We start from the raw sequence: 11,727 nt of genomic DNA on the forward strand, positions 1-11,727 counted from the left end.
GCATTATAAGGATCCCACTCACAAATGAGCTCACCCTTTTTAACCTCATGACCAGGCTTCATGTAGAGCTTAGCGCCATAAGGAATATTATGGGTAAAGAGAGTAATTCCTGTATTTTTATCAACAAGACGGAATTCACCAAGGCGGCCAATTACCACATCGACTTTTGCACCAACCTCATCGATCTTTGAAACAGTTCTCAACTCATCGATTTCAACTCTACCATCGTAGCGGGCAATAATACGGTTCTCTGCAGCGATGCTCGAGGCCGTTCCCCCAACGTGGAAAGTACGTAATGTAAGCTGAGTACCTGGCTCTCCAATGGATTGAGCAGCAATAACACCAACAGTTTCACCAATCTGAACCATGCGGCCAGTTGCCAAGTTTCGTCCGTAGCACTTTGCGCATACACCTTTACGCGACTCGCAAGTGAGCACAGACCTGATTTCCACCTGTTCAATTGGAGAATCTTCAATCTCTTGACAAATTTCCTCGGTCAACTCCTCTCCAGACTCAACAATTAACTTTCCAGTAAGAGGATGGTAAACGTTGTGAACTGTGGTTCTACCGAGGATTCTTTCAGTTAAGGACTCTACTACCTCCTCGTTATTCTTGATGGCAGTTGCCGCAAGACCACGAAGCGTACCACAGTCATCCTCTGTAATGATAACATCATTCGAAACATCCACTAACCTACGGGTGAGGTAACCTGCATCCGCTGTTTTAAGAGCAGTATCGGCCAAACCTTTACGTGCACCGTGGGTTGAAATAAAGTACTCAAGAACCGACAATCCCTCCTTGAAGTTGGCAAGAATAGGGTTCTCAATAATCTCAGAACCGGCTGAACCTGACTTCTGTGGTTTTGCCATAAGACCACGCATACCGGAGAGCTGACGAATCTGCTCCTTCGATCCACGCGCCCCAGAGTCGAGCATCATGTATACCGAATTAAAGCCATGGTTGTCCTCAGCCAGCTGCTTAAGCAGGATTTGGGTAAGCTTTGCATTGGTATGTGTCCAAATATCGATAATCTGATTGTACCGCTCGTTGTTGGTAATGAAACCCATGTTGTAGTTATTCATCACCTCATCAACCTGCTCATAACCTTCCTGAACCAACTGAACCTTTTCCTCTGGAATAATAACATCGTCGAGGTTAAAGGATAAGCCACCCTTGAAGGCCATATGGTATCCAAGGTTCTTGATATCGTCAAGGAATTTTGCAGTTGCAGCAACACCTGTTTTCTTTAACACGTTACCAATGATATCGCGAAGAGACTTTTTGGTCAGCAGGGTATTGATATATCCCATTCCAACAGGCACAACTTGGTTGAAGATAATTCGGCCAATGGTGGTCTCGATCATCTCTGAAGTAACCACCCCATCAACACTATTTTCAACCTTTACCTTAACAATGGCATGTAATTCTGCAGCACCTTCGTTGTAGGCAATAGTTGCCTCCTCAGCCGAGTAGAAAACGAGTCCTTCGCCCTTGGCACCCTTGCGTGGTTTGGTAATGTAATACAAACCAAGAACCATATCCTGCGAAGGAACGGTGATAGGTGCTCCGTTTGCAGGATTTAGGATATTGTGTGATCCAAGCATTAACATTTGAGCCTCAAGCACCGCGTTATTACCAAGTGGAAGGTGAACTGCCATCTGGTCTCCATCGAAGTCGGCATTGAATGCTGTACAAGCCAGAGGGTGAAGCTGAATAGCCTTGCCCTCGATAAGCTTTGGCTGGAATGCTTGGATACCTAAACGGTGAAGCGTAGGCGCACGGTTTAGAAGAACCGGATGCCCCTTCAGCACGTTTTCGAGAATATCCCACACTACAGGATCTTTCCGATCAACAATTTTCTTTGCTGACTTAACGGTCTTAACAATTCCGCGCTCAATGAGCTTACGGATGATAAACGGCTTATAGAGCTCAGCAGCCATATCTTTTGGAAGGCCGCATTCGCTTAGCTTAAGTTCAGGACCAACAACAATTACGGAACGAGCAGAGTAGTCAACGCGCTTACCGAGCAAGTTCTGACGGAATCGTCCCTGTTTACCCTTTAAGCTGTCGCTGAGGGATTTCAAAGGGCGATTTGCATCGGTTTTAACGGCATTGGACTTGCGTGAGTTGTCGAAAAGTGAATCAACAGCTTCCTGCAGCATACGCTTTTCGTTACGAAGAATAACCTCAGGGGCCTTGATCTCAATAAGCCTTTTCAACCGGTTGTTACGAATAATAACACGGCGGTAAAGGTCGTTGAGGTCGGAGGTGGCAAAACGACCACCATCCAGCGGCACAAGGGGACGCAACTCGGGTGGAATAACCGGAACAACTTTTAAAATCATCCACTCCGGTTTATTTACATTTCGAGACTCCCTAAAGGCTTCAACTACCTGTAAGCGCTTAAGTGCATCTGCTTTACGCTGCTGTGAAGATTCGGTATTGGCCTTATGACGAAGGGTGTATGAAAGCTCATCGAGGTCGATGCGCTCAAGAAGCTTGGCAATTGCCTCTGCTCCCATCCCCGCCATAAACTTATTGGGGTCAGTTTCGTCAAGGTGCTGGTTTTCCTTTGGCAGCGATTCAAGTATCTCTAAATACTCCTCTTCTGTGAGAAAGTCGAGATACTTAATTCCATCAATGGCCTTAATACCTGGATTAATTACCACATATCGTTCGTAGTAAATAATGGCATCAAGTTTTTTGGTTGGCAAGCCAAGTAGATAGCCAATCTTGTTTGGAAGAGAACGGAAATACCAAATATGGGCAACTGGTACCACAAGGTTGATATGCCCCATTCTTTCACGGCGCACTTTCTTTTCGGTAACCTCAACACCACACCTGTCGCACACGATACCTTTGTAGCGTATGCGTTTATACTTTCCGCAATGGCATTCGAAATCCTTAACGGGTCCGAAAATGCGTTCGCAGAAAAGACCATCCCTTTCGGGTTTATAGGTACGGTAGTTAATGGTTTCAGGCTTGAGGACTTCCCCACTGGAACGCTCCAGTATCTCTTCGGGCGATGCAAGCCCAATGGAGATTTTGGTAAAGTTGCTCTTAAGCTTTGTTTCTCTCCTGAATGACATATTTTTTCTTAATGAAGTTAACGAGTCATTTACTGGAAATGGCTGCCGGAAAAACTCCCGGCAGCAGAAGATCTAACGTCAAATAAAGCGTTAATCAAGGTTGACGCTCAAACCTAGACCTCGGAGTTCATGGATAAGCACATTGAGTGATTCCGGAATTCCTGGTGTAGGCATTGCCTCTCCTTTGACAATAGCTTCATATGCTTTGGCCCTACCAATAACGTCGTCAGACTTAATGGTAAGGATTTCCTGCAAGATGTGTGATGCACCAAAAGCCTCCAGTGCCCAAACTTCCATTTCACCAAATCGCTGACCTCCAAATTGCGCTTTACCGCCAAGAGGTTGCTGGGTGATAAGAGAGTATGGTCCAATAGAACGAGCATGCATCTTATCATCAACCATGTGACCTAACTTGAGCATGTAAATGATGCCCACGGTAGCCGGCTGATCGAATGGTTCACCTGTTCCACCGTCGCGCAGGTATGTTTTCCCATAACGAGGAATACCTGCTTTGTCGGTATACTTGGTAATATCGTCGAGGGTAGCACCATCAAAAATTGGAGTTGCAAAACGCATACCTAACTCTTTACCAGCCCATCCTAAAACGGTCTCGTAAATCTGTCCTAGGTTCATACGTGAAGGCACACCTAGTGGGTTGAGCACAATGTCAACAATGGTTCCATCCTCGAGGAATGGCATATCTTCGTCACGGACAATTTTGGCAACAATACCCTTATTACCGTGGCGACCTGCCATCTTATCTCCAACCTTAACTTTCCGCTTCTTGGCTATATACACCTTTGCCAGCTGAATAATGCCCGTTGGAAGTTCATCGCCAATAGTTACGTTGAACTTCTTACGTTTATGCTCAGCATCGTATGCCTTGAACTTAGCAATATAGTTATGAATAAGTGCCCTAATTTGCTCATTCTTTGCCTTATCGGTAGTCCACTTATTTGGATTGATGTTCAAGTAATCGACCTCTGAGAGCTGCTTCTGTGTAAATTTCTGGCCTTTGGGGATTATTTCCGCATGGTAGTAATCGTACACACCCTGAGATGTTTTACCGTTGACAAGCGAGAAGAGCTTATCAATTAAAACATCCTTAATAACGTGTGCGTTCCGCTCCAGCTCCTCGTCAATCTTGGTTAACAGGGTCTTTTCCGAAACTTTACCCTTTTTGTTATCCCTTACTGCGCGAGAGAAGAGCTTTTTGTCGATTACAACTCCGTGGAGTGAAGGGGAAGCTTTTAGAGAAGCATCCTTAACATCACCCGCCTTATCGCCAAAGATTGCCCGAAGCAACTTCTCTTCCGGTGAAGGATCGGATTCGCCCTTGGGAGTAATCTTGCCAATAAGAATATCTCCAGGCTCAACATTAGCGCCAACTCGAATCAAGCCATTTTCGTCAAGATTCTTGGTGGCCTCTTCACTAACGTTGGGGATATCGGATGTTAGTTCCTCCATTCCGCGCTTTGTGTCGCGAACCTCCATGATGTATTCATCCACATGGATAGAGGTGAATATATCCTCCCGAACAATTCTTTCCGAAAGCACAATTGCATCCTCGAAGTTATAGCCTTTCCATGGCATAAAGGCCACTTTAAGGTTACGTCCGAGGGCAAGTTCACCACCCCTGGTGGCATAGCCTTCCGAAAGAATATCACCTGCCTTTACCAGCTGGCCCTTACGAACCATTGGCTTTAAGTTGATGCAGGTATTCTGGTTGGTTTTTAGATATTTAGGAAGTCGATAACGCTTGATATCTGTTTCAAAGCTAACGAAGCGCTCATCGTCTGTCATATCGTATTTTACCACTATCTCGTTTGCATCTACAAAGTCGATAACGCCATCGCCCTCAGCCACAACCTGAACACGGCTATCTTTAACAACCGAACTTTCGAGTCCGGTGCCTACAATAGGAGCTTCTGGGTTAATTACCGGCACTGCTTGGCGCATCATGTTCGAGCCCATCAACGCACGGTTGGCGTCGTCGTGCTCAAGGAACGGGATGAGCGATGCGGCAATGGAGGCAATCTGGTTAGGTGCAACATCCATAAGGTTAACCTCTTCTGGTTCAGAAAGAGGGAAATCACCTTGGTAACGTGCTTTAACCCTAGGGTTTGAGAAACGTCCATCGCTATCGATAGGAGCATTAGCCTGCGCGATAATTTTCTTTTCTTCGTCCTCAGCGCTCAGGTAAATAATTCCCTCATCCGTAAGGTCAACCTTTCCGGTTTCCACCATTCGGTAAGGCGTTTCTATAAATCCAAGTGGATTAATCTTTGCATATACGCATAGCGAGGAGATAAGACCAATGTTGGGACCTTCAGGGGTCTCAATTGGGCAAAGCCTGCCATAGTGAGTGTAGTGAACGTCTCGAACTTCGAAACCGGCGCGCTCTCGCGATAGACCGCCTGGTCCTAAGGCAGATAAACGGCGCTTGTGCGTCATTTCGGCCAAAGGATTGGTTTGATCCATGAACTGCGACAGCTGGTTCGTTCCAAAGAAAGAGTTAATAACCGAGGAGAGGGTCTTGCTGTTGATAAGATCGATTGGGGTAAAGACCTCGTTATCGCGTACATTCATACGCTCACGAATGGTCCTTGCCATACGAGCCAAGCCAACGCTAAACTGGTTGGCAAGCTGCTCACCAACTGTTCTAACTCTACGGTTGCTTAAGTGGTCAATATCATCAACATCGGCCTTAGAGTTAATAAGCTCAATAAGGTACTTGATAATGGCAATGATATCGGGCTTAGTAAGAACCTTAACATCGGGACCAATCTCCAGATTTAACTTCCGGTTGATACGGAAACGACCCACATCCCCCAAATCGTAGCGCTTATCCGAAAAGAAAAGCTTGTCGATAACGTCACGAGCGGTGGCTTCATCGGGTGGTTCGGAGTTACGAAGTTGGCGATATACGTAAATAACAGCCTCTTTCTCAGAGTTACAAGGGTCCTTTTGAAGGGTATTGTATATGATAGCGTAGTCGGAGATATTGTGATTTTCCTTATGCAGCAGGATTGACTTGGTGCCTGCCTCGAGGATCTCCTCAACGTGTTCGTTCTCCAGAACTACTTCACGGTCGATAATTACCTCATTACGCTCAATAGAAACAACTTCTCCGGTATCTTCGTCAACAAAGTCTTCAATCCATGACTTCAGAACACGGGCTGCAAGCTTACGACCAACGTATCGTTTAAGGCTTGCCTTAGAAACCTTAATCTCGTCTGCAAGATCAAAGATTTCAAGAATGTCTTTATCGCTTTCGTAGCCGATTGCGCGCAACAACGTAGTAACCGGCAACTTCTTTTTCCGATCGATGTATGCATACATCACGTTGTTGATATCAGTAGCAAACTCAATCCAAGATCCCTTGAAAGGAATAATTCTAGCGGAGTAGAGTTTAGTACCGTTGGCATGGATGCTTTGACCAAAGAACACACCCGGCGAGCGATGAAGCTGCGATACAACCACGCGCTCAGCACCGTTGATTACAAAGGTACCGCGAGGGGTCATATAGGGTATTGTTCCAAGATAAACATCCTGCACTACCGTATCAAAATCCTCGTGTTCAGGATCGGTACAGTAGAGTTTGAGCTTCGCCTTAAGTGGAACACTATAGGTTAGGCCTCGCTCTAAACATTCCTCAATAGAATACCGAGGGGGATCGATATAGTAGTCGAGGAACTCTAAAACGAAATTATTTCGGGTATCGGTAATGGGGAAGTTTTCCGCAAATACACGATAAAGCCCTTCGTTTTTCCTGTTTTCGGGGGCAGTCCCAAGTTGAAAAAAATCCTTAAATGACTTCAGCTGAATTTCCAGGAAGTCGGGATATTCCAACCTTTTTCTTGTGGAAGCAAAGCTAATGCGTTCGCTTATATGCTGTAGAGACATTGTTTCCGGATTAGTTGAACTGAAACTAATAAACAACAAAAAGGCTTAGAATCTACTAGGTAGATTCTAAACCCCTAAGACCTCATTTTAGGTAAATGCTATTTAAGTTCAACTTCGGCTCCTGCTTCTTCGAGTTGTGCTTTAATAGATTCAGCTTCTTCTTTCGAAACACCTTCTTTTACTGGCTTTGGTGCTGCGTCAACGAGTTCCTTTGCTTCCTTCAATCCGAGGTTGGTAATTTCCTTAACCAACTTTACGATTTGAAGTTTTGCTCCACCAGCAGCTTTAAGAACAACATCAAAAGTTGTTTTTTCAGCAACAGCAGCAGCACCTTCGGCAGCTGGACCGGCAACAGCTACAGCAGCTGCAGCGGGCTCAATTCCATACTCGTCCTTCAGAATCTTAGCAAGCTCGTTTACTTCCTTTACAGACAGATTTACCAAGTCTTCTGCAAACTTTTTAAGATCAGCCATTTTTCCTTCGATTTTTAAAAATTAATTCTTACTAGTTTACTCTCTTTCGGATAGGGTTTTAACAACCCCACTTAACTTTTGCCCACCTGATTGTAACGCAGCTATAACATTGCGTGCAGGTGATTGCAACAGCGCAATAACATCGCCAATAACCTCTTCCTTGGACTTAATGTTGACAAGGGCGTCAAGATTTTGAGAACCAACATACACTGATTCTTCAACGTAAGCAGCCTTAAGAACGGGTTTGCTATACTTCTTTGCAAAGTCCTTTATCAACTTGGCAGGTCCATTTCCGGTATTGCTAAGCATAATAGAAGTATGCCCAGACAAAACATCGAAAATTTCGGAATGTTCAAAGTTAATCTTTTCTAGTGCCTTACGCAAGAGGGTGTTCTTTACAACCACCAACTTGATCTCCTTTTCAAAGCACTTTCTCCTGAGTTCCGCTGTAACAGTGGCGTTAAGGTCTCCTATGTCGGCAAGGTAAAAATGAGTGCTTCCCTGAATTTGCTCAGCTAAGCTTTCAATAATCTTGCCTTTATCTTCCTTTCTCATGGTTCAAATCAGCCTTTTTCGTTTAAAACTACTCAGCGATCGACTTGGGGTCAATCTGAATACCAGGACTCATGGTGCTAGAGAGGTATATGCTCTTAACATAAGTACCTTTAGCAGCAGATGGTTTCAATTTGATCACAGAGCTGAGAAATTCATGAGCATTATCGATGATTTTATCAGCAGAGAAGGATACTTTTCCAACGCCAGAGTGCACAATACCAAACTTGTCAACTTTGAAGTCGATTTTACCCTTTTTTACATCAGTAACAGCCTTACCAATTTCCATGGTTACTGTCCCGGTTTTGGGGTTAGGCATTAAGCCGCGAGGTCCAAGAATTCTTCCAAGCGCCCCAACCTTACCCATTACATTTGGCGAGGTTATAACCACGTCAACGTCTGTCCAACCACCTTTAATCTTTTCGATATACTCATCAAGACCAACAAAGTCAGCACCAGCGTCCTTTGCTTCTTGCTCCTTTTCGGGGGTGCAAAGAACCAATACGCGAACATCCTTACCGGTTCCGTGAGGTAGTGTAACCACTCCACGAACCATTTGATTTGCCTTTCGAGGGTCAACACCGAGCCGTATATCAATATCCACTGATGCATCAAATTTGGTATAGGTAAGTTCCTTAACCAATTCAGCTGCTTCAGAGAGCTTGTATACTTTACCAGCTTCAACCTTGGAAAGTGCAATCTTCTTATTCTTGGAAACTTTCGTCATTTTCAAAGAATTTTTTTCGTTACTAACCAGGGAATTCGCCGCTAACGGTGATACCCATACTTCTGGCAGTTCCAGCAACCATTCGCATAGCAGATTCGATGGTAAAGCAGTTTAAATCGGGCATTTTATCTTGTGCAATTTGGCGAACCTGCTCCCACGTAACGGAGGCAACCTTATTTCGGTTTGGTTCGGCCGAGCCTGATTTTAACTTAGCAATTTCCAACAGCTGCACGGCAACGGGAGGGGTCTTTACAACAAAGTCAAAAGACTTGTCAGAGTATACAGTAATGATAACCGGTAACACTTTGCCGGCGCGATCCTGAGTTCTGGCGTTAAACTGCTTGCAGAACTCCATAATGTTCACCCCTTTAGAGCCCAGTGCGGGTCCTACGGGTGGTGATGGGTTGGCTGCTCCACCTTTGATTTGCAGCTTAATCAATCCAGCAACTTCCTTAGCCATAGTTGATTGCCTCTTATTAAATTATTACTCTTTTTCTACTTGCATAAAGCCTAACTCTAGCGGGGTCTTTCTTCCAAAGATTTTAACCATTACGGTTAACTTCTTCTTCTCCTCATTCACCTCCTCAATGGATCCGGTGAAGCTGTTGAATGGACCATCGATTACTCGAACGGTTTCACCAACAAAGTAAGGAGTTGTCAACTCTTCTTCCCCCCCAGTAAGCTCATCTACTCTACCGAGTATTCTATTCACCTCATTTTGCCGAAGTGGAGTAGGGTCACCAGTTCCTTTGGCATCACCCAAAAAACCAATGACGTTAGGGACGTTTCGCAACATGTGCGGAATCTCTCCCACTAGCGCAGCCTCGATTAAAATATATCCAGGGTAAAAAATTCTCTCCTTACTGATCTTTTTACCGTTACGAATCTGGTAAATCTTCTCAGTAGGGATAAGAACTTGGGTCACAAAATTCTGGAGGTTAAGTCTATTAACCTCACTTTCGATATATTCCTTTACCTTCTTTTCCTTCCCCCCAATCGCTCTCAGAACATACCATTTCTTATCACCCTCGCTCATGATAACCCCCATTGTTTAGTAAAGCAGGCTATAAATCGCATGCATCAGGTTCTTAAAAGTCAAGTCCATGGCGAGTATAACAATTGCAATAAGAAGGGAAGCAATCATGACAACTATTGCACTGTTTTGTAACTCTTTCCAGGTTGGCCAGGTCACCTTGTGAACAAGCTCGTTATAGGCCTCTTTCAAATATAAATTAATCTTCATAGCAAGTATTTCATCGTTGCACGGGAGGAGCGACTCGAACGCCCGACACTCGGTTTTGGAGACCGATGCTCTACCAACTGAGCTACACCCGTAAGGTTAGGGTAGAAGAATCTCTCCTACCCCATTGTATTGCCTTTAATTATTGAAGAACTTCGGTAATCTGACCAGCACCAACTGTTCTACCACCCTCGCGGATAGCGAAGCGTAGACCTGCAGCCATAGCAACAGGAGTGATGAGTTCAACAGTAACTGAAATGTTATCACCTGGCATTACCATTTCAACTCCTTCAGGAAGTTGAACCTCACCAGTTACGTCAAGAGTTCTAATGTAGAACTGAGGACGGTAATTATTGTGGAATGGAGTGTGACGTCCACCTTCTTCTTTCTTAAGAACGTAAACCTCTGCCTTAAATTTGGTGTGAGGGGTAATTGATCCTGGCTTGGCAATAACCATACCACGACGAATTTCCTTCTTGTCAATACCGCGCAGGAGAAGACCTACGTTGTCACCAGCTTCACCAGTATCGAGCAGCTTACGGAACATTTCAACTCCGGTAACTACTGATTTTTTAGGTGCATCACCAAGACCAATGATGGAAACTTCCTCCCCAACCTTAACAACGCCGGTTTCGATTCTACCAGTAGCAACGGTACCACGACCGGTGATGGAGAATACGTCCTCAACAGGCATCAAGAAAGGTTTCTCGTTTTCACGTGGAGGAATAGGAATATATGTATCAACTGCATCCATCAACTCCATAACCTTTTCTTCCCACTTTGCTTCACCGTTAAGTGCGCCAAGGGCAGAGCCACTAATTACAGGAGCGTTATCACCGTCGAATTTATAGAATGTAAGCAGTTCTCTAACTTCCATTTCAACAAGTTCGAGCATTTCAGGATCGTCAACCATGTCTACCTTATTCAGGAATACCACGATACGAGGAACGTTTACCTGACGGGCGAGCAGGATGTGCTCACGAGTCTGAGGCATAGGACCATCGGTAGCGGCAACAACAAGGATTGCACCGTCCATCTGAGCAGCACCAGTAACCATGTTCTTAACGTAGTCAGCGTGACCTGGACAGTCAACGTGAGCGTAGTGACGGTTAGCAGTCTGATACTCAACGTGAGCCGTGTTAATAGTGATACCACGCTCTTTTTCTTCAGGAGCATTGTCGATGGAATCGAAACTTCTTACTTCAGACAAGCCCTTCTTTGCAAGAACGGTAGTGATGGCCGCCGTAAGAGTGGTCTTTCCATGGTCAACGTGTCCAATGGTACCTATGTTAACGTGCGGCTTGCTCCTGTCAAATTTTTCTTTAGCCATAACTCAAAATATTAGATAGTTTGATAATCTTTGAAGGTTTACCACAAAAAAACTTGAGCCGGTGATGGGAATTGAACCCATGACCTCTTCCTTACCAAGGAAGCGCTCTACCCCTGAGCTACACTGGCAAAACATCAGAGCGGGAGACGAGACTCGAACCCGCGACCCTCAGCTTGGAAGGCTGATGCTCTACCGACTGAGCTACTCCCGCAATAATGCACAAAAAAAGTGGGGAGAGCAGGATTCGAACCTACGAAGGCGTACGCCAGCAGATTTACAGTCTGCCCCCGTTGGCCGCTTGGGTACCTCCCCGGCTTTCTCTAGCCGGCGGCGGGGTTCGAACCCGCGACCTGCTGATTACAAATCAGCTGCTCTGGCCGCTGAGCTACGCCGGCGCGTCGACGGGTATT

General features: G+C 45.2%; 9 protein-coding genes and 5 tRNA genes. All 14 read right to left on the bottom strand.

Translation table 11 applies throughout. The features are described from left to right. Window positions 1-3,089, bottom strand: a 3,089-nt coding sequence (rpoC, locus tag VMW01_04935; protein HUW05587.1) for a DNA-directed RNA polymerase subunit beta', incomplete at its 3' end; no start/stop codon positions are given. Between the two features lie 90 nt (window positions 3,090-3,179). Beyond that, window positions 3,180-6,995, bottom strand: coding sequence for a DNA-directed RNA polymerase subunit beta (gene rpoB, locus VMW01_04940; protein ID HUW05588.1), 3,816 nt, complete (start codon window positions 6,993-6,995; stop codon window positions 3,180-3,182). Between the two features lie 98 nt (window positions 6,996-7,093). Then, entirely contained in the window at window positions 7,094-7,468 is a 375-nt protein-coding gene (gene rplL / locus VMW01_04945) for a 50S ribosomal protein L7/L12 (protein HUW05589.1), read from the bottom strand. Between the two features lie 36 nt (window positions 7,469-7,504). Beyond that, on the bottom strand, window positions 7,505-8,023 hold the full coding sequence (gene rplJ, locus VMW01_04950) for a 50S ribosomal protein L10 (GenBank protein HUW05590.1): 519 nt from the start codon (window positions 8,021-8,023) through the stop codon (window positions 7,505-7,507). 28 nt (window positions 8,024-8,051) lie between these two features. Continuing rightward, window positions 8,052-8,747 (bottom strand): 50S ribosomal protein L1, encoded by a 696-nt coding sequence (gene rplA, locus VMW01_04955; GenBank protein ID HUW05591.1) that lies wholly within the window; start codon window positions 8,745-8,747, stop codon window positions 8,052-8,054. Window positions 8,748-8,769: 22 nt separating this feature from the next. Beyond that, entirely contained in the window at window positions 8,770-9,207 is a 438-nt protein-coding gene (gene rplK, locus VMW01_04960) for a 50S ribosomal protein L11 (GenBank protein ID HUW05592.1), read from the bottom strand. Window positions 9,208-9,231: 24 nt separating this feature from the next. Then, entirely contained in the window at window positions 9,232-9,783 is a 552-nt protein-coding gene (gene nusG / locus VMW01_04965) for a transcription termination/antitermination protein NusG (protein HUW05593.1), read from the bottom strand. Between the two features lie 15 nt (window positions 9,784-9,798). After that, a complete protein-coding gene (gene secE, locus VMW01_04970; protein ID HUW05594.1) occupies window positions 9,799-9,990 on the bottom strand; it encodes a preprotein translocase subunit SecE in 192 nt (63 codons plus the stop codon). A gap of 19 nt (window positions 9,991-10,009) precedes the next feature. Further along, window positions 10,010-10,082 (bottom strand) — tRNA-Trp (locus tag VMW01_04975). A 47-nt stretch (window positions 10,083-10,129) separates the two neighbouring features. Beyond that, a complete protein-coding gene (gene tuf, locus VMW01_04980) occupies window positions 10,130-11,317 on the bottom strand; it encodes an elongation factor Tu (GenBank protein ID HUW05595.1) in 1,188 nt (395 codons plus the stop codon). Window positions 11,318-11,373: 56 nt separating this feature from the next. Beyond that, window positions 11,374-11,445: transfer RNA gene (locus VMW01_04985), tRNA-Thr, on the bottom strand. 10 nt (window positions 11,446-11,455) lie between these two features. After that, window positions 11,456-11,528: transfer RNA gene (locus VMW01_04990), tRNA-Gly, on the bottom strand. Window positions 11,529-11,546: 18 nt separating this feature from the next. Then, a tRNA-Tyr gene (locus VMW01_04995) sits at window positions 11,547-11,629 on the bottom strand. 10 nt (window positions 11,630-11,639) lie between these two features. Beyond that, a tRNA-Thr gene (locus VMW01_05000) sits at window positions 11,640-11,712 on the bottom strand. Window positions 11,713-11,727 lie beyond the last annotated feature (15 nt).

This window comes from Williamwhitmania sp. (assembly GCA_035529935.1).
Taxonomy (GTDB): domain Bacteria; phylum Bacteroidota; class Bacteroidia; order Bacteroidales; family Williamwhitmaniaceae; genus Williamwhitmania.